The sequence below is a fragment of the Grimontia sp. NTOU-MAR1 genome (assembly GCF_035758505.1).
Lineage (GTDB): Bacteria > Pseudomonadota > Gammaproteobacteria > Enterobacterales > Vibrionaceae > Enterovibrio > Enterovibrio marinus.
Window position 1 is genome coordinate 3,859,413 of sequence record NZ_CP142108.1, and the last position, 19,876, is coordinate 3,879,288.

Here is a 19,876-nt window from a genome sequence, read left to right on the forward strand (position 1 = left end):
GTATTCATGTCTAGTAGAATGACGGGATTCACATAAATCTGTGCTCAATAAAAGTACACAGAAACAACAATAAACGAGGAACTAAGTTTGGAATTCTTGCTTGATTACGGCCTTTTCCTGGCGAAAGTGCTGACCTTTGCAGTCGCCGTGATCGTCGTGCTTATTATTGCTAAAAGCGCTGGCGGAAAACAGTCTCAAAAAGGTGAGTTGGAAATCACTAACCTGACTGAAAAACATAAAGATTTAGTGCATTCGATGGAATCGCATCTCTACGATGAAGCGGCATTAAAAGCGCGCGACAAAGCAGATAAAAAAGCGGAGAAAGCGAAGGCTAAAGAAGCCAAGAACGAAGCGAAGAAAATGACAGATACGGCAACGCTGGAACAAAGCCGTAAACCACATGTTTTCGTCTTGGATTTTAAAGGCAGTATCGACGCACGTGAAGTAACTTCTTTGCGCGAAGAAGTGACGGCAATTCTGGCTGTTGCCAAAGAGGGTGATGAAGTGCTGGTGCGCCTTGAAAGTGGTGGCGGTATGGTTCACGCATATGGCCTTGCTTCTTCACAGCTTGATCGCATCAAGCAAGCAGGTATACCGCTGACAGCTGCGGTGGATAAAGTGGCTGCAAGTGGCGGTTATATGATGGCATGTGTGGCAGACAAGATCGTTGCAGCGCCTTTTGCCGTAGTAGGTTCCATCGGTGTGATTGCACAGTTGCCAAACTTCAACAAACTGCTTAAAAAGCATGACATTGAATTTGAGCAATTGACTGCAGGTGAATTCAAACGCACGTTAACCATGTTTGGCGAAAACACCGACAAGGCACGAGAGAAATTTGTTAGTGAGCTGGAAGAAACTCACACACTGTTCAAAGACTTTATTGCTGACCACCGTCCATCATTAGATCTTGAAAAAGTGGCTACTGGTGAGCATTGGTTTGGCAATCAGGCACTGCCACTGGGATTAATTGACAGCATTGGAACCAGTGACGATTATCTGGTGTCGGCAGTGAAAGAAAAAGATGTGCTGGGCGTGCGTTATGTTCAACGCAAGAAACTGGCAGAAAAACTGGCCGGTGCGTCGGCAGAAGCGCTAGACCGTGTGCTTCTGAAGTGGATTAGCCGCGGTCAGCGACCAATCGTTTAGGAGTAAAAATGAACAATCAAAAGTGGGCACTGCTCTCGTTTGAAGGCCGGATGCGACGCAGAGATTACTGGCTGTACAGCGTTCCGGTATTGATTATGGTGTTGCCAACTTTCTTCTATCAGGGCGGGAATGTGGTGCTTGATGCACTGGCATTGGCGATTTCACTGTTTGCCATTTATGCTTCTATCGCGCTGAATATCAAACGTCTGAAAGATAGAAACAAGAGTCCTTGGTGGATTATTGTGACTTTTCTGCCGTTGGTAGGTCCTATCTTCGCGCTGGTGGAGTTAGGTATTCTTGATGGTACACCGGGTCCAAATCAGTTTGGCCCAGATCCGAAAGGACGCGGTCAGAAGCCGGGCTCTGGTGGCGGTGATGATATCCATCAGGACGAGAAAAAAGACACAGCAGTTTTTGAAGGTTAAAGATAAAAATGCCACCGAAAGGTGGCATTTTTATCACTGAACCCAGCATTTTTAGGTCATTTAAGTTTATAAAACTACTGAATCGTATATTGCTTTGACAACTGGTGTGCCAGGTACTTAAACATATTAAATACGGCGGTGGTTTTAGGGGTTGGCAGTCCGTTTTCGTCTAAAAAGTACTCCCCTTTGAAGACCATGACACCGGCTTTTTCTTCGACAGAGTCAGTGTTCATGCCTTCGATGTAAGCATCGTGCTCACGGATCATTTCGTTTGCGATTATCAGTAAATCGTTAGCGCTGATGGGGGTTTTCTCAGCCATTTTCCTCTCGATCCGGGTAGTGAAATGAAGGGGCATTATAGCGCCGGGAAAGGAAAAAACAGTAGGTTTGAACAAAGCCTCATTGTTTTGCGGCTTCCGTTACTTATTGTGAGCCAAGCCAGAAAAATTCGAAGCGAAATGGTAAAGGTGCTTCGGTCAATGGTAATGATTAGCGCGCTTGCCTGATTGAGACTGCACATTCAGTCATGCTTTCTTAGCAATGTGGATAGAGGTAAAAGTGCGGCGCTATAGGGCTAGTGGTCTGAGGTATCCTCAACGAATAAAGTGAGACGGCAACATTTCCCTGATAGTGCAGACTTGTTGTTAACAAATGAACAACAACTGGGGAAGCAGCGACCAATCAGGGGAAATTAGATAGAAACTGGTTGATATTCGGATCGAGTCGCTCAATATTAAAAAAAGCGTCAGCATGGCACTGGAGTTGGAAAGCTAACCGATTGCCTGCGATCTGAATGAATTTTTTGAATGAGAAACGCGAGGGCGTATTGGGTCACTATGGGTAAATCTCTCGTTATCGTGGAGTCCCCGGCAAAGGCAAAAACGATCAATAAATATCTGGGCAAAGACTTCATCGTTAAATCGAGCGTAGGTCATGTTCGAGATCTGCCTACCGGTGCCGCGCAAGGCGGCAAAAAAGCAACGCCAGTTTCAACCAAAGGGTTGAGTGCGGAAGAGAAAGAGCGCATCAAAAAAGAGAAAGATAAAAACGCGCTGATTAACAAAATGGGTGTTGACCCATACCGCAACTGGAAAGCGAATTATCAAATCCTGCCGGGCAAAGAAAAAGTCGTGCAGGAACTGAAAACGTTGGCAGAGAAAGCTGACCACGTTTATCTCGCAACGGATTTGGACCGCGAGGGAGAGGCGATTGCCTGGCACTTGCGGGAAATCATTGGCGGTGACGAAAGCCGTTTCAAGCGCGTTGTGTTCAACGAAATCACTAAAAACGCAATCCAGCAGGCGTTCGAAGCACCGGGCGAGCTGAACATGGACGGCGTAAATGCTCAGCAGGCACGTCGTTTCCTCGACCGTGTTGTAGGCTTTATGGTGTCTCCGCTGCTTTGGAAAAAAGTCGCGCGTGGTTTGTCTGCAGGCCGTGTTCAGTCAGTTGCAGTGAAGCTGCTGGTTGAGCGTGAGCACGAAATCAAAGCCTTTATTCCAATGGAATATTGGGACATTCACACTGACACCACCACGGCGAGCCAAAATGCTTTACGTCTGGTTGTCGCCCAGCAAAATCGTGAAGCGTTTAAACCGCTGAACGAAGAGCAGGCAATGGCAGCAACGGCGGCGTTGCAAAAAGCGACTTACAAAGTGGTTGACCGTGAAGACCGTCCAACCTCAAGCAAGCCGTCTGCACCATTTATTACCTCGACGCTGCAACAAGCGGCGAGCACCCGCATGGGCTTCGGTGTTAAGAAGACCATGATGCTGGCTCAGCGTCTGTACGAGGCAGGTTACATCACCTACATGCGTACTGACTCGACCAACCTCAGTAAAGAAGCGGTTGAAGCTGCGCGCAGTTTCATTGGCTCTGAGTATGGTGACAACTATCTGCCATCTTCAGCGAATGTGTACGGCTCAAAAGGTAATGCACAGGAAGCGCACGAAGCGATCCGTCCTTCAAGTGTGGATGTGAAAGCTGAAGAACTTCAGGGCATGGATCCAGACGCACATCGTCTTTACGACCTGATCTGGCGTCAGTTTGTGTCTTGCCAGATGGTGCCAGCGAAGTACGATTCCAGCACCATTACTGTGGAAGCAGGCGAATTTACCCTAAAAGCAAAAGGCCGTACCTTGCGCTTTGATGGTTGGACGCGTGTTCAACGTCCAATGGGTAAAAATGAAGACACCACGTTGCCACATGTTGATGTGGGCGGGATTCTGTCATTGGAAAAAGTGGATCCGAAGCAACACTTCACCAAGCCACCTGCACGCTACACTGAAGCTGCACTGGTTAAGGAACTTGAAAAGCGTGGCATTGGCCGTCCATCGACTTATGCAGCGATCATTTCTACGATTCAGGATCGTGGTTATGTGCGTGTAGAGCAGCGTCGTTTCTACGCAGAGAAGATGGGTGAGATCGTGACAGACCGTCTGGATGACAGCTTCGCTGATCTGATGGACTACGACTTCACAGCACGTATGGAAGAGCATCTCGACCAAATCGCGATGGGTTCAGAAGATTGGAAAAATGTTCTCAACAACTTCTTCAAAGACTTCACTGGCGATCTTGAAAAAGCAGAGCTGGAAGAAGGTGAAGGTGGCATGAAGCCTAACAGCATCGTGATGACCGACATCGACTGTCCAACCTGTGGCCGTAAGATGGGTATCCGTACTGCATCGACCGGTGTATTCCTCGGTTGTTCTGGTTATGCACTGCCGCCGAAAGAGCGTTGTAAAACCACCATCAACCTGATGGATGAAGAAGGCATCGTTAACGTTCTTGAAGAAGACGTTGAAACCGCAGCGCTGCGTGCGAAGAAACGTTGTCCGAAGTGTGAAACGGCGATGGATGCTTACCTCATCGACCAAGACCGCAAGTTGCACGTTTGTGGTAACAACCCAAGTTGTGATGGCTATGTGGTTGAGAAAGGTGAGTTCAAGCTAAAAGGTTACGACGGCCCAGTGGTCGAGTGTGACAAGTGTGGTTCCGACATGGTGCTGAAAAACGGCCGTTTCGGTAAGTACATGGATTGCACCAGCGAAACCTGTAAGAACACCCGTAAGATCCTGAAGAACGGCGAAGTCGCGCCACCGAAAGAAGATCCAGTTCACTTCCCTGAACTGCCTTGTGAGAATTCAGACGCGTACTTTGTGCTTCGTGACGGTGCATCAGGTCTATTCCTGGCGGCAAGTAACTTCCCGAAATCGCGCGAAACCCGTGCACCTTTGGTTGAAGAACTGGCACGTTTCAAAGAACGCCTGCCTGAGAAGTTCAAATATCTGGCAGATGCACCATCAGAAGATCCAGATGGTCGCAAAGCAGTGGTTCGCTTTAGCCGTAAGAGCAAAGAGAACTACGTGCGTACCGAAGATGACGGCAAGCCTTCTGGCTGGACGGGTCTATTTATCGACGGTAAGTGGGAAATCACTGACAAACGCAAGAAGAAGTAATCTCTTCACGCTAAAACGAAAAAGCACCTTCGGGTGCTTTTTTTGTGCCTGTTCCGAGCCTTAAGGTAATGACAATGTTATTTTTGGCGTAGGCTGGTTAGAGGTAGTTCGACAAGGAGAAAGTCATGGCATTAACCCCATTTCATGTCGCCATTCCAGTGCGACACTTGGAATAATCCCGACGTTTCTATGCGGATGTCCTCAATTGTGGAGAGGGGCGCAGCAGCGATGAGTGGGTCGATTTCAATCTCTATGGTCACCAACTGGTGATTCATCATGATCCAAATATTGGTGAAAACAACACACTCAAGCTTCATCACAATGCTGTTGATGCCAAGTCAGTGCCTGTTCCGCACATTGGTGTTGTGCTGGAAATGGAAGACTGGCAACAACTGGCGGATAGATTGAAATCCAGAGGCGTCGAATTTGTGATTGAGCCCTACATCCGTTTTGTTGGCCAGCCCGGTGAGCAGGCCACCATGTTTTTCCTTGACCCAACCGGTAACGCGCTCGAATTCAAAGCCTTCAAAGACATCGAAGGCAAGCTGTTTGCCAAGTAAGCCCGACTACTTGCCGCATGCGCTTTCAACCTGACGCTCATACGGCGTGATTGAAATCGGCTTTGCGTTCCCAATAAACTGTTCCAGTTCCGCCACGCAGGAGCCGCAGCCGGTTCCTGCTCCCGTTGACTCACCCAGCGATTTCACAGAACAAACGCCACTGTTATCGATGGCATTCTCAATGTCTGCTTTGGTGACCTTTTTACAGGTGCAGATGGTTCGTGATTTTGCTTTCAGCGTGCCGGCAAGAAAACCATGCATGATTTCCGGTTCAGCTTCGGCTGACACTAACTGGGAAATATCCGGTTGAGATCCGGCTAGCGACGATGGATATATCGCAGCAGCCAGTTCAAATTCTCCTGCCTGAAGAGAAACCACCCGTTGCGCCTCGCCACTGGATGCAGTGACCAGAGTAGGCTGTTCATCATCCATCAATGCAGCCAACAAATCTTCCAACTCCAATGTTTTGACGGTTAGCTTGAGTGAATACAAGATACCGCTATCACATTGCTGTGATACCCAAAAAGCAGCGGGGATAGCATTGAGTTTTGTTTTATCCAACGGGGATCTAGAAACAATCTGCGCATCGAGATAGGTTTTTACCGATTTAACCTCTACAGGCGTCGCTTTGAACTCAGGCTGGCCGGAGAACGGATCCGTGTTGGAAGGAATGACAGTGCACACCTTGCCATCTGAACAGTTGGTATGTGTCCAGTGAATAGGGGCATAGCATTGCCCGACGGAAACGGTACTGGTCACTTTAGCAATGAAGATTTGTTCACCAATGCTACTGATGACTTTCGCCAAATGACCATCCTTAATTCCACGATCGGCTGCGTCAAAGGGGTGAATTTCAAGCTGAGGTACGCTGTCGTTCTCTGAAAGCGACGGAGAGAGCCCAGAGCGGGTCATGGTATGCCATTGGTCTCGAATTCGCCCAGAGTTCAATATAAGCCCATAGCGCTCGCTTAAAGAGAGTGCGGGTGGTTTGTAATCAACAGCAACAAACCTGCCTTTGCCATTCGGCGTCGCATAGTTCCCATCGCCGAATAGACGTTCCGGGCAAACACCGTCTTTTGCTGGCCATTGCCTAGGCGCAAAAGATTGATAACTTTCTGGCGTCATATCTGAAACGCTTTCCAGCGTCAGGGCACGTGCGGTTGACTTGCCGACTTCATTTCCCAATCGGGTTTGTTCTGCATACTCGTTGAAGATATCCAGTTCCGAGCGGTAGCTGAACTGCTGTTCGAATCCCATTTTCTTTGCGACTTCGCTGACTATCCACCAGTCGGGTTTGCCCATACCTGGCGTAGGCAACAAGCGACGCTGACGAGAAATCCGGCGTTCGGAGTTGGTGACAGTGCCTGACTTCTCGCTCCAACCTTGTGCAGGGAGGCGAACATGGGCGTACTTCAGAGTGTCATTACTTTCAACGCAATCAGAGACGACAACATAGGGACAACTGGCGAGGATCGCATTAATCCGGTTACTTTCCGGGAGACTGACTGCCGGGTTGGTTGCCATCACCCAGAGAGCTTTAATCTTTCCTGTCTCAATCGCTTCGAACATGTCCATGGCTTTGAGGCCAGGCTTTGACGCAAGGTTAGAGGTATCCCAAAATTCGCTGAGCAGTTCTGATTGTGCTGGATGACCAAATTCCATATGTGCGGCCAGCGTGTTGGCCAGACCGCCAACTTCACGGCCTCCCATGGCGTTGGGTTGTCCAGTGATGGAAAACGGCGTGGAACCCGGCTGACCAACCCGACCTGTTGCTATATGGCAGTTGAGAATGCTGTTTACTTTGTCTGTGCCGCTGGTGGATTGATTCACACCCTGTGAATACACAGTCACGGTTTTCGGTGTTGAGCGGAACCACTGGTAGAAGGTTTCAATATCGGCTGTCTTGAGGCCAGTAGCCAAAGACACAGACGTGATGTTTGAGAAACGCTTGGCGAGCTCTAATGCGCCATTAAAACCTTCGGTATGCTGATCGACATATCGCTGATTAATCTGATTCAGTTTGGCCATATAGGCGAGTAAGCCGTTGAACAACGCAATGTCAGAGCCCGGGAATAATGGAAGGTGAAGGTCAGCAATTTCGCAACTTGCTGTTTCCCGTGGGTCGATGACCACGATCTTAGTGCCATGACGTGCTTTTGCAGCTTTAAGGCGTTGATACAAAACCGGGTGACACCATGCGAGGTTTGAGCCCGTGAGAATCACAAGGTTAGCAAGCTCCAGATCTTCATAGTTGCCGGGCACTACATCTTCGCCGAATGCGCGTTTGTGTCCGACGACAGAAGAGGCCATACACAGCCGGGAATTGGTATCGATATTGGCGCTGCCGATAAAGCCTTTCATCAGCTTGTTGACGACATAGTAATCTTCGGTCAATAGTTGTCCTGATACATAAAAAGCGACCGAGTCTTGCCCATACTTGGCGATGGTATCGCTGAAGGTGGAGGCGACATGGGAGAGCGCGTCATCCCATGAGCAATCTTCGCCGTGAACGGAAGGGGAGAGCATGCGCCCTTGGGTAGTGACGGTTTCCCCCAGCTTTAAGCCCTTTGAACAAAGCTTTCCTAAATTTGCCGGATGTTCTTCATCACCGCGAACTTCCAGTTTTCCATTCGCTTGTACTTTGGCCTCAATGCCACAGCCTACTCCGCAATATGCACACGTCGACTTTATCCAACTGGAATCATTATTTTCAGTCATTTTATCCCTCTTGAGATTCTCTTATCTCTATTGGGTGGAATAAAGCAACTCTCACGCCAACTACTCATTGTTAAATATGATTTTGTGTATTTGAGTTTTTATTTAATGAAAACCAATGAATAAGTATGAGAAAAGTTTCAAATATTATTTTTCACTGAAGTAGTGCTAAAAAATTCTGTTAATGAATTGCGCAATAATAGTGCATTACAAAAATTCTCTTGCACTATTTCGAAGCGAATTTTTGCTTTCTCTGCTGTTTTGCATTCCTGTCCTTTTGTGTCAGTCGATAAAAATATCATTATTAAAAACAGGGTGTTATGTCAGGCTTTTAAATCTCTAGCTGCCGAGTGGCACTCAATTTGCTCTAGCGAAATAAATTAAACGCGACATGAGGGGCATGGATGTCCACCGTTAAAATTACATCTTTCAAACGAGGACACGTCTCATTGGTGGGGGCTGGACCGGGTGATCCGGACTTGCTGACCATTAAGGCACTGCGCTGCATCGAAAACAGTGATGTGGTGGTTTACGACAGACTGGTGAGTAAAGAAATCATTGGACTGATCCCAGAGGGCGTCGAGCTGGTGTATGTGGGTAAAGCAAAAGGGAAGCACAGCGTTCCTCAGAGTGAAACCAACCAGCTATTGATCGAACTCGCCAGCCGCGGCAAAACAATTTGTCGTTTAAAAGGCGGTGATTCCTTTGTGTTTGGTCGCGGTGGTGAGGAGATGTTAGAGCTGCACCATGAGGGTATATCTGTAGAGGTCGTGCCGGGTATTACCGCAGCGTCAGGATGCACCAGCTACGCAGGTATTCCTCTGACACATCGGGGCCTTTCTCAAGGGGCTACTTTCGTCACGGCTCATGCGGAAAAAGAGCTCTCTATGAACTGGCAGGCGCTGGCCTCGCTGAATCATACTCTGGTGTTTTACATGGGCTTGTCGAGGGTCGGGCAAATTGCTCAGTCACTTAGCCAGCATGGCCTTTCTACCAACACGCCGGTCGCCATTATTGAGAATGGCTGCACCCCGCAGCAGCGGGTTTTTACCGCCGATTTGCATTCAATTGAAGCCACCATTCAAGGAGAGGGCGTCAAGTCCCCTGCGCTTGTTGTGGTGGGTGAGGTCGTCACACTTGCTGACGAGCTCAACTGGTTTATCTCTCAGGCTGAAACACAGCTAGAGAAGCTTTCTGCATAGGAAATAACAATGGAAAAGAAACGCATCGTTGTCATTGGTAATGGCATGGTTGGGCACAGATTTATCGAGGAGTTGTGCGACAAAAATGCTGAAGGCACCTTTGAAATTACGACCTTCTCAGAAGAACCAAGACTGGCTTATGACAGGGTTCAGCTCAGTGGCTATTTCAGTGGGAAATCCGCTGATGATTTGATGTTAACCAGTGAAGAAGCCTACGACGAAAAAGGTGTTCTTTACTTCCTGAATGAAAAGGTCACCGCTATTCGCGCTGAAAATCACTGCGTTGTTACAGACAAAGGCAGAGAAGTTTTTTACGACAAGTTAGTGGTCGCTACTGGCTCTTACCCTTTTGTTCCACCTATTGAAGGTAACGATCAGCCACATTGTCATGTTTATCGCACCATAGAAGATTTGGAAGCGATTGAAGCCTCTGGTAAGCAAAGCGAGTCAGGCGTTGTTATCGGTGGCGGCTTGCTAGGGCTTGAAGCTGCAAATGCCCTGAAATGTATGGGCGTTGACACCCACGTGGTGGAATTTGCGCCGAGATTGATGGCCGTTCAGCTGGATGAGGGCGGTGGTGAACTACTCAAAGAGAAAATCGAATCTCTGGGCGTTAAAGTCCACACCGAAAAAGCCACCAAATGCATTACGGCAGGCAGCACTTCACGTTACAAACTAATGTTTGCGGACAGCTCCGAGCTTGAAACTGACATGATTGTTTTCTCTGCAGGTATCCGTCCGCAGGATGAGCTTGCGAGGGAGTTTGGCCTTGAGATTGGTGAGCGTGGCGGGATTGTGATTAACGATCAGTGTCAGACCAATGAAGAGGATGTTTACGCCATTGGTGAATGTGCACTGTGGCAGGGCAAGATCTTTGGTTTGGTGGCACCGGGCTATCAAATGGCCAAGGTGGCCGTCGCCAATATTTGCGGTGAAGAAGCCGCTTTTAAAGGCGCTGATATGAGCACCAAGCTCAAGTTGCTGGGTGTTGATGTGGCAAGTATTGGTGATGCGCAAGGGAACACGCCTGGCGCGCAATCATACACTTACGCCGACAGTGTGGAGCAAATCTACAAGCGCATTATCGTTTCTGAAGACGGTACTAAACTGCTGGGTGCTTTGCTGGTCGGAGATACCGAGAGCTATCCGACTCTGCTGCAAACCATGTTGAACGACATGCCACTGCCGGAATATCCCTCAGTGTTGCTTCTGTCTGACGGTGCGGCTTCCTCAGACTCTGGCGCGGCTGGTGTTGCAAACCTTCCTGATGAAGCACAAATCTGTTCTTGTTATGACGTCACCAAAGCAGACATCAAAGCAGCCGTTGTGGCGGGTTGCACCAACATGGCAGATCTTAAAGAGGTAACCAAAGCATCAAGCGGATGTGGCGGTTGTTCAGCGCTTGCCAAGCAGGTGATGGACGCGGAGCTGGCAGCACTAGGCCACGAGGTAAACAACAACCTTTGTGAGCACTTCCATTACACCCGTCAGGAACTGGCTGACATTGTTCGTATCAAGAAAATCAAAACGTTCGACGAACTGTTAGACAGCCATGGTGAGGGGCTGGGCTGTGACATCTGTAAGCCTGCCGTCGGCTCGATTCTGGCGTCTTTCTGGAATGACTATGTGTTGAAAGAAGAGCACATGGGATTGCAGGACACCAACGACATCTACCTCGGCAACATGCAAAAAGACGGGACGTATTCCGTTGTGCCGCGTGTGGCTGGCGGTGAGATCACGCCGGATAAACTGATTGTACTTGGTCAGGTGGCTAAGCAGTTCGATCTCTACACCAAAGTGACCGGTGGTCAGCGTATAGACCTTTTCGGCGCGCAACTTCATGAACTGCCTGAGATCTGGCGAATTCTGGTCGATGCGGGTTTCGAAACCGGCCATGCCTACGGGAAATCTGTCCGTACTGTGAAATCCTGTGTTGGTTCTACCTGGTGTCGTTACGGCGTGGATGACAGCGTTGGCTTCGCGATTGATATCGAGAACCGCTACAAAGGCCTGAGATCGCCGCACAAGCTGAAGTTCGCCGTATCAGGTTGCACCCGCGAGTGTGCCGAAGCGCAATCAAAAGACATCGGTATTATCGCGACAGAAAACGGCTGGAATCTTTATGTTTGCGGCAATGGCGGTATGCGTCCGCGCCACGCTGACCTGTTCGCATCAGACCTGGATAGTGAAACCCTGATTAAATACATCGACCGCGTGTTGATGTTCTACATCCGAACCGCAGACCGCTTGCAACGCACATCAGTATGGCTAGAAAACCTCGAAGGAGGATTGGACTACCTGCGTCAAGTGGTGATCGAAGACAAGCTCAACATTGGTGAAGAGCTGGAAGCAGAAATGGCATCAAGCCTGGGTAATTATCAATGCGAGTGGAAAACCACGATTGAATCGCCGGAGAAACTCAAGCGTTTCAAACATTTCATTAATAGCGAAGCGCAGGATGAGAGTTTGAAATACCAAACCGTTCGTGGTCAGCGTATTCCTGCTGAAATTGCATCGCAAAATATCGATATCGTCATGCTGGAAAGTTAAGGAGAGAGCAATGAGCAAGTGGAAAACCATTTGTGAAAAGTCTGATTTGGTCAAAAACACCGGCGTGTGCGCGTTGTTGGAAGACAAGCAGGTGGCGGTATTTCTTTGTGGTCGAACAGACTTGCTATATGCCGTTGATAATTATGATCCAATCGGAAAAGCCAATGTGCTTTCTCGCGGAATGATTGGCTCGATAGGCGACAAAAAAGTGATCGCTTCACCGCTCTATAAACAGCATTTTTGCTTGGATAGCGGCATTTGTCTGGAAGACGAAAACGTATCGATCACCACCTACCCGATACGTTGTCATGAAGGTGCTGTGCAACTGAGTCTGGTTTAAATATTTATACCCAAACCACCTGAAGATGCAGGATTCAGCGAGTTTGACTGGTGTTGTGATCGCGGCGTTCCTTTGCAGGTGTAGTCACCTCCATCAAAAAGGGACAACAAAGAGCACGACGCCTGTCAACTCGCCCGAAGGGAGGCCATCAATGCGCCCACTTCTTCGTTAAATTCCGCGGAAATAGAATGACTATTCCTCGCGAAATCTGCCTCGAATTGAACGCATTGATGACCTCTGAATTCGAGCATCTTCAGGTGGTTTGGGTATATTCCCCTGATTACCCAATCAGGGGAAGTTAAAAATTTTCAAATTAAGTTTGCTGTGATTCAAACATCACGGCACAGGGATTGTTTGTTTGAAGAGGAAGTCAATAATGTCATCTAGTGACAAGTTCAATATATTTTCCTTTACCGGAAAAATGAAAATTCTCCATTTAAGTTGGTTCGCATTCTTTATTACCTTTGTGGTGTGGTTTAACTTTGCGCCATTGCTGCAATCAGTAAAAGAATCGCTCGGATTAACGACCGCAGAGATTAAAACTCTGCTTATTCTCAACGTTGCTTTTACCATTCCAGCGCGTGTTTTAATCGGCATGCTCACGGATAAATATGGCCCGCGGCTAATCTACTCCTTACTACTCGCTATCTGTTCTATCCCTTGTTTTGTTTTCGCCCTCTCAGATAGCTTCGTTCAGGCTGCCATTGCCCGTTTTGCCCTGGGTCTCATCGGTGCAGGGTTTGTTATCGGTATCCGTCTGGTGTCTGAGTGGTTCCCACACAATGAACTGGGCACTGCAGAAGGTATCTATGGTGGTTGGGGTAACTTCGGCTCAGCAGCTGCTGCATTCACTTTGCCAACCGTGGCTGTGATGTTCGGTGGTGAAGATGGCTGGCGTTACGCTATGGGTATCACTGGCTTGATGAGCCTGGCTTTTTCTTTCGTGTTTTATCGCAACGTGACGGACACGCCAAAAGGTGCAACCTACTACAAACCAAAGAACGGCGGTGCTATGGAAGTTACCTCAAAAGGCGACTTTTACTTGCTGCTGTTCATGAAAACCCCAATGTACGGCGCACTGGCACTGCTGGCTTGGAAACTTTCACCAAGCGGTATCGGCATGTTCTCTGACACAGCCGTGTACGGTATCTATGCGGTACTTGCGGGCATCTACCTGTTTGATGCTTCCCAAGTATGGAAAGTGAATAAGCACGTTTTTAAAGAAGAGGTGCCAGAAATTCACCGATACCAATTTAAGCAGGTTGCTGTGCTGAATGTGCTGTACTTTGCGACCTTTGGTTCTGAGCTTGCTGTGGTTTCAATGCTGCCACTGTTCTTCTCTGAAACCTTTGAGCTGACGCCAGTTGTGGCGGGTATGGTGGCATCCGCTTATGCCTTCATGAACCTGATGTCACGTCCTGGTGGCGGCTGGTTGTCGGACAAATATGGCCGTAAGCCAACCCTGTTGATCCTCACTGCGGGTCTGGCATTGGGTTACTTCGTGATGGGTCAAGTCGACAGCGCGTGGCCAGTTTGGCTGGCGGTTGTAGCGGCAATGGGTTGTTCGTTCTTCGTACAATCCGGTGAAGGTGCAGTATTTGCGGCTGTGCCACTGATCAAGCGTCGCATGACAGGCCAAATCGCTGGTATGACAGGTGCTTATGGTAACGTGGGTGCAGTAACTTATCTGACGATATTGTCCCTAGTTGATTACAGCACTTTCTTCTACATCATTGCAGGCACCGCAGTTGTGGGCTTTGTGACGCTACTCTTTATGGAAGAGCCGTCTGGCCAGATTGCTGAAGTGAATGATGATGGTTCAATCACCATGATTGATGTGGCGAAAGCATAAATATGAAACCAGAGTTTCATGAACAGGCAGCGTCGTATGGCGCTGCCGGCACCGAAAACGGGGAGACGCAGGAAGCAGCTTCCCGTTTGATCGTTCGTGCAGGTGGCAGCTCGGTTGCCGGGCGTAAGCCGCCCAATCAGGATGCTTTTGCTTTTTACTCGCCAAAAAAGGCAAGCGAGCTGAAACACAAAGGTGTGGTAGCGGCGATTGCGGATGGTGTCAGCACCAGCGAAGTCAGTCAGAAAGCCAGTGAAATGGGGGTGACTGAATTCGTCAACAACTACCTTGATACGCCGATTACCTGGCCAGTGAAAGATGCCGCTGGCAAGGTGATGAAATCTCTCAATTATTGGCTTTACCATCATGGACAACAAGCAGGCACGCAAGCCAGTGCCATGGTGGCTGCTTTTTGCTCAGTGATTGTGAAATCGAATACTGCCCATGTTTTTCATGTCGGCGATTGTCGCGTCTACCTTTGGCGTCAGCACAGGCTGACCCAGATTACGCAGGATCATCGACACTACCAAAGTAAAACCCAACATCACTTAACCCGCGCGCTGGGTATTGATAGCCACTTGAATGTGGATTATCAGCCCGTAGCACTTGAGCGTGGTGATCTGTTGTTTCTCGCGACAGATGGCATTCATGACACTATGACAGAGCGGGAAATCGCCCAACGTCTCTACGCTTCCGATACCACGTCTGATCTCGAGCACTTAGCAGCATCGGTTGTTGATGACGCCTATAAGCTGGGTAGCGATGACAACATCACTTGTCTGTTGTTAGCTGTCGATTCGCTTCCCGCTGCGACCTATGGCGAAGCGCTTCGCGATTTATCAGAAAGAAAAATTCCGCCTGTTTTGAAAGAAGGACAGAAGATTGACCACTACACCGTGGCGAGGGTGCTTTACAGCGGAAGCCGGAGCCATATCTACCTGACGCGCAGTGACTTGGATGGCCGTCAGTATGTGTTGAAAATGCCATCGCTCAACTTTGCGGATGATGCGGTTTATCTTGCGGGCTTTGTCCGGGAAGGATGGGTTGGCGAACAGGTGAAATCACCTGGCGTGATGAAGATTCACCCGCCATCGAGTTATTCGCCATACCTCTATCATGTCTGCGATTACATTGAAGGTGTCACACTCAGGCAATGGATGATAGACAATCCAACACCGACGCTCACTCAGGTTCGTACACTGGCAAAAGGGGCTATTCGAGCGGTTCGGGTGCTTCAACGTCTTTCCGTGGTTCATCGCGACATCAAACCGGACAACCTCATGGTCGACAAAGACATGAATGTGACTTTGATTGACTACGGCACTGCGCAATCAGCGGGCTTGGAAGAGCTAATGGGGAGTGAGGAAGAAGGGTATCCAGTCGGTGACTTAAACTACGCGGCACCGGAATACCTCAAAGGCAACAAAGCCAATTTTTCTACTGATTTATTTTCGCTGGGTATGACGGTCTACGAACTTTTGACCGGGCATCTGCCTTACAAAGGAGTAAATGCCTCCAACCCCAGAGCGGCACACCGTCAAAACTACGTGCCAGCAACGGTCTTTTGCCCTACTGCGCCGGATTGGTTTGATGAGGCGCTCAAAAAAGCCTGTCATCCGATCCCGGAAGCCCGCTATAAGGCGCTTTCTGAATTTGAACAGGATTTGATGAAGCCTAACCCCACGTTCAAATCTTCCAATGAAAACAGGCCGCTTTTAGAAAGCGACCCGTTGCGTTTCTGGAAAGGGTTAAGCCTTATCCTGTTCCTGATTGTTCTGGTGCAGTTTATTTTTCTTCTCGGTTAGCGCGCCTGTGAAATCAAATCTTCCACTTCGTCTTCATGAATCGGGCGAACAATGCGGTCAACTTCCAACCCATCCTGAAGCAGGATCAGTGTTGGCCAGAGCTTCACCTTAAAGGCTCGACCTAAAGGCTTGCCCTTACCGTCGTACACTTTGGTGTGAGGGAAAGACTTTGCTTCCAGCACGGCTTTTACCGCGGGTTCAGCCGCTTGGCAGTGCCCACACCATGGTGCACCAAACTCCAAAATAGACACACCCTTCTGGTCGGTGACATCTTCAAAAGAGGGGGCGTCTTCACTGTATTCGGGATTGAAGCCTGTTTTTGTAGCGCGTATCGACATACTGTCCTCCGTGACAAGATGAAAAAGGGTCTAGCTAGCAGACCCTAGGATATTATGTCCAGCGTTTAATCGCATCTGCCGTATCGCTTGGGTTGGTGTTGAAGCAAATTGTTGCTTGTGGCGCCGCTTTATGTACTGCATTTACCAGTTTTTCAAACACCAGAAAATGGTCTTCATCGCGACGGACGCCTGCGCCAATCAGCACGCAGTCATAATGGTTGCCAGTTAGTGCTTCAGTCGCCGCATCAAAAGCGGTTTCACCATCACGGATGTAGTGCAGGTCGACAGCATATCCGAGGGTAAGGAGTCTATCGCGATCGCCTTCCAGTGCCGCGCGGAGCTTTTCCGCTGTCATACCTAGCCATTTATCGTAGTTCACCACATCCGGGTGCCAGCCAAACAGTGCCACTTTCTTGTTATCCATTGTATCTCTCCGTGTATTGTCCTTCGCTAATGTATCGTGGGAGAGGTCTATGCAGTGTTCTAAAAACGATAAAAAAAGCGAGCAGACCGACGACTGGCTACCTGCTCGCAAGGTTAAACAGTTTGTGTTTGATATTGAACTAAGTGAGGTCTCTAAGTGGTTTCCATTCACCGTCGTTGTCGCGTGATCGCACCGCTGCGTAAACAAACGCCATGCCATACGCACCGTCTTGAACGGTTGGGTTCCACAGGCTCAGTGGTTCTGGGGTTTTGCCTGTCAGATCATCAACGATATTGGAGGCAAAGTCGTAGTAGAGGTTGGCAAATGCCTCTCGATAGCCTTCTGGGTGACCGATAGCGACATGGGAAACACGCTCTCCCGCACCTGAAAGACCTTTACCACCTTTTGTCAGCACATAAGCCGGCTTATCGACAGGGCGGACTGTCAGTTCATTGGGTTGTTCTTGATGCCATTCCAAGCCGCCTTTGGTACCGTAAATGGTAAAGCTCAAACCATGAACACCGCCAGCTGCGGCTTGTGTGACCCAGAAGATGCCGCGTGCGTTATTGGGGTAGCGAAGCAATATGCCGCAGTAATCATCTGCTGTGCGTCCATCGACCAATGCCGTCACGTCTGCGCTCAATGAACTGGCTTCCATACCAGCGACATAGCTGGTCAGGTGATAGCTATGTGTCGCGATATCACCAAGGATCAATGAAGGGCCAGCAAGTTCAGGCTTCATATGCCAGTTAGAGCCAGCAATCTCAGATTCAGTCAACTCTGCTAAATGCCCTTGAACGTAATTGCTTTGCACCATGGTGATGTCACCAATCAAACCCTGCGCGACCATTTCACGCGCTTGACGCACCATGGCATAACCGCTGTAGCCGTAGGCGACGCAGTAACGCTTACCGGATATTTTGACCCGCTTTACCAAGTCGGCAGATTCATCTTCAGTCATGGTGAGAGGTTTTTCGCAGAACACGTTGAATCCAGCGTCTAATGCGCGGCATGACAACTCATAGTGACTGTTGTTGGGCGTCATGATGGCGAGCGCATCTATGGGCTCATCCGCCGCAGCTTCTCCGGCAAACAAGGCATCTGGGTCGCCATAAGGACGCGCGATACCCATGGATTTACCAGCAGCAATTGAGCGCTCCGGGTTTGAGGAAAACACACCCGCGACAACATCAAACTCTTCATGCATGGTGGCAGATGAGCGGTGAATGGAACCGATAAAGGAATCTGGCCCTCCGCCTATCACGCCGAGTCTTAAACGCCGTCCGAGCATTTTATACGCCTTGCTCATCGTCACTCCTTGTCTGCTGCCAGGAGCGTGAGCACTCGCATGGCTTCTTGCTTCAGCGCAGGCATGGCTTTGCCCGCGAAATATTGTTTATCAAATTTATTCGGTTCTTCTGCCATGGCTCCGCGAATTGCGTTGCCAAAGGCCATTCTAAGCGTCGTCCCCACGTTGAATTTACCGATTCGACGTGTTTTGAGTTCGCGAAGATCAGCTTCAGTGATACCTGTGGTGCCGTGAATCACCAGAGGCAAGCTGGTGGCCGCTTCGATCTCATCAAGCAAGGGAAAATTAATTGGGCTACCGGCCTTTGTCATGCGATGGACATTGCCGACCGAAATCGCAAGCACATCAATACCGCTTTGTTCGGCGTAAATATGTGCTTCTTCCGGATCGGTAAATTCAGATTTGATATGGTCACGGCCTTCCTGATAAGGCACTGAGCCAAGTTCACCTTCGACCGAAACACCAACAGCATGGGCAGCATCAGCCACCGCTCTTGTCCGACGGATATTTTCTTTGAGAGGTAATTGTGAACCATCAAACATCACCGAACTAAATCCGGCATGAATGGCGCGGTACACGATGGCTTCTTCGTAGCAATGATCGAGGTGAACCACCACAGGTACAGAGCTGGCCCGTGCCATGGGGAGCAGCATGCCTGCCATGGATTCCACACCAGCGAGATCCACCATGTCTTTGTTCACAGCGAGGATCGCGGGTAGGCTCAGTTCCTCAGCGGCTGCGATAATCGCCTGCGCTTCTTCAATACCAAACACGTTACAACAAGGTACTGCGCCTTGGGACGACGCGGCTTCTGGCATAAGGTCATTCAGGGTAACTAGCATTCTTGTCTCCGTTATTACTAGGGGCAATGAACCCTAAGCGTTACTTGAACTTGGCGACCATGTCCTTGATACCTGGAATCGTGTGTACCTGATACTCATGGTGAGGGTCGAAGTACTGAACCAGAGATTTGCTTTTTTCTCCGACAATGATGGTGAAGTAATACATTTCGTAACCCGGTGCGGCGACAGAAGGGTGATAACCTTTGTCGATGGCAATCACGCTGCCCGTGCGAACGTGATACACCGGGCCATAGTCATCCTCGTGCTCGTAAAGGAATTGGGCGCCGAAGCCAAAGTCGGGATTGAAACGGAATTGGTAAACCTCTTCGTAGCGTGTTTCTCTCGGTGGGTTTTCTTCGTCGTGCTTATGCGGCGGGAAGCCAGACCAACCACCAGCACCGACAGTAAATAACTCGCTGACAAGCAGCCTTCCGCGTTTATCCGCGTTTTTCTGTCCAAGGATGTGTTTAATTTTGCGGTGAGTCTTGGTGTCATCGCTGCCGTATTGTACCTTATCAGTTTCTTCCGGCTGAATAGCAAATGGCGCGAAGGTTTGCCCTTCTTCCGGCTCATAGCGTCCACCTGCGATCAATACGTCTGCGACTTCTGAAATACATGACACTGTCACGTTTGAACCGACAGGAACATACACAGCAGAAGGGTCACCTTCCCAGACGGAAGCGCGTTTACCGATGCTTTCAAAGGTTTCTCCATCAACCGTGATGTTGCAGGTACCGCCTGCCAGCACGACGGCAGATTCATAACCTTCAAGCGTGTACCTGTAGGTCTCACCATTTTTGAGTTTCACTGGGTTGAAGTAACACAGTGGCGTCGTATCGTCATTGACGTTGATAACGGGTTCGTTGTGATTATCGAACGGTGGAATGTGTTTTCCCATCTTGTACTCCTTGAT

The 19,876-nt window shown here is 49.2% G+C and carries 15 protein-coding genes and 1 pseudogene; 9 read left to right on the plus strand and 7 right to left on the minus strand.

Annotated features, from left to right (window positions below; all coding sequences use genetic code 11):
• The first annotated feature begins 87 nt into the window (after window positions 1-87).
• The gene (gene sohB, locus VP504_RS17655; protein WP_165012078.1) at window positions 88-1,146 is read left to right on the plus strand and encodes a protease SohB; all 1,059 of its coding nucleotides are present in this window, start codon (window positions 88-90) and stop codon (window positions 1,144-1,146) included.
• An 8-nt stretch (window positions 1,147-1,154) separates the two neighbouring features.
• Entirely contained in the window at window positions 1,155-1,571 is a 417-nt protein-coding gene (locus VP504_RS17660; protein ID WP_325892310.1) for a DUF805 domain-containing protein, read from the plus strand.
• A 74-nt stretch (window positions 1,572-1,645) separates the two neighbouring features.
• On the opposite strand, the gene VP504_RS17665 is transcribed toward VP504_RS17660, so the two are convergent.
• Window positions 1,646-1,891, minus strand: a complete 246-nt coding sequence (locus tag VP504_RS17665) for a YciN family protein (RefSeq protein WP_325892311.1) — start codon at window positions 1,889-1,891, stop codon at window positions 1,646-1,648.
• A gap of 516 nt (window positions 1,892-2,407) precedes the next feature.
• Here VP504_RS17665 and topA point away from each other — a divergent pair.
• Together topA and VP504_RS17675 are read left to right on the plus strand one after the other, a co-directional pair.
• Window positions 2,408-5,029 carry a type I DNA topoisomerase gene (gene topA, locus VP504_RS17670; RefSeq protein WP_325894087.1) on the plus strand — a complete coding sequence of 874 codons (2,622 nt, stop codon included), beginning with the start codon at window positions 2,408-2,410 and terminating at the stop codon, window positions 5,027-5,029.
• Between the two features lie 125 nt (window positions 5,030-5,154).
• Window positions 5,155-5,589, plus strand: a pseudogene (locus VP504_RS17675) (VOC family protein).
• A 6-nt stretch (window positions 5,590-5,595) separates the two neighbouring features.
• Here VP504_RS17675 and VP504_RS17680 read toward each other — a convergent pair.
• Window positions 5,596-8,307: a nitrate reductase gene (locus VP504_RS17680; protein WP_325892312.1), complete on the minus strand. Its 2,712-nt coding sequence runs from the start codon at window positions 8,305-8,307 to the stop codon at window positions 5,596-5,598.
• 401 nt (window positions 8,308-8,708) lie between these two features.
• On the opposite strand from VP504_RS17680, the gene cobA reads away from it, so the two are divergent.
• From cobA to VP504_RS17705, 5 genes are all read left to right on the plus strand, one after another.
• Entirely contained in the window at window positions 8,709-9,506 is a 798-nt protein-coding gene (gene cobA / locus VP504_RS17685; protein WP_325892314.1) for a uroporphyrinogen-III C-methyltransferase, read from the plus strand.
• Between the two features lie 9 nt (window positions 9,507-9,515).
• On the plus strand, window positions 9,516-12,056 hold the full coding sequence (nirB, locus tag VP504_RS17690) for a nitrite reductase large subunit NirB (RefSeq protein ID WP_325892315.1): 2,541 nt from the start codon (window positions 9,516-9,518) through the stop codon (window positions 12,054-12,056).
• Between the two features lie 10 nt (window positions 12,057-12,066).
• Window positions 12,067-12,396, plus strand: a complete 330-nt coding sequence (nirD, locus tag VP504_RS17695) for a nitrite reductase small subunit NirD (protein WP_325892316.1) — start codon at window positions 12,067-12,069, stop codon at window positions 12,394-12,396.
• A 376-nt stretch (window positions 12,397-12,772) separates the two neighbouring features.
• On the plus strand, window positions 12,773-14,248 hold the full coding sequence (locus tag VP504_RS17700; protein ID WP_325892317.1) for a NarK family nitrate/nitrite MFS transporter: 1,476 nt from the start codon (window positions 12,773-12,775) through the stop codon (window positions 14,246-14,248).
• A 2-nt stretch (window positions 14,249-14,250) separates the two neighbouring features.
• Window positions 14,251-16,050, plus strand: coding sequence for a bifunctional protein-serine/threonine kinase/phosphatase (locus tag VP504_RS17705; RefSeq protein ID WP_325892318.1), 1,800 nt, complete (start codon window positions 14,251-14,253; stop codon window positions 16,048-16,050).
• On the opposite strand, the gene VP504_RS17710 is transcribed toward VP504_RS17705, so the two are convergent.
• The 5 genes from VP504_RS17710 to VP504_RS17730 form a co-directional block, all read right to left on the minus strand.
• Entirely contained in the window at window positions 16,047-16,388 is a 342-nt protein-coding gene (locus VP504_RS17710) for a thioredoxin family protein (protein WP_325892319.1), read from the minus strand. The genes VP504_RS17705 and VP504_RS17710 overlap by 4 nt on opposite strands.
• A gap of 52 nt (window positions 16,389-16,440) precedes the next feature.
• Complete coding sequence (locus VP504_RS17715; RefSeq protein WP_325892320.1) at window positions 16,441-16,812, minus strand: hypothetical protein; 372 nt, start codon at window positions 16,810-16,812, stop codon at window positions 16,441-16,443.
• A 139-nt stretch (window positions 16,813-16,951) separates the two neighbouring features.
• Window positions 16,952-18,121 (minus strand): Gfo/Idh/MocA family protein, encoded by a 1,170-nt coding sequence (locus tag VP504_RS17720; protein WP_325892321.1) that lies wholly within the window; start codon window positions 18,119-18,121, stop codon window positions 16,952-16,954.
• A gap of 2 nt (window positions 18,122-18,123) precedes the next feature.
• Window positions 18,124-18,963 carry a class II fructose-bisphosphate aldolase gene (locus VP504_RS17725; RefSeq protein ID WP_062709202.1) on the minus strand — a complete coding sequence of 280 codons (840 nt, stop codon included), beginning with the start codon at window positions 18,961-18,963 and terminating at the stop codon, window positions 18,124-18,126.
• 40 nt (window positions 18,964-19,003) lie between these two features.
• A complete protein-coding gene (locus VP504_RS17730) occupies window positions 19,004-19,861 on the minus strand; it encodes a 5-deoxy-glucuronate isomerase (RefSeq protein WP_325892322.1) in 858 nt (285 codons plus the stop codon).
• Window positions 19,862-19,876 lie beyond the last annotated feature (15 nt).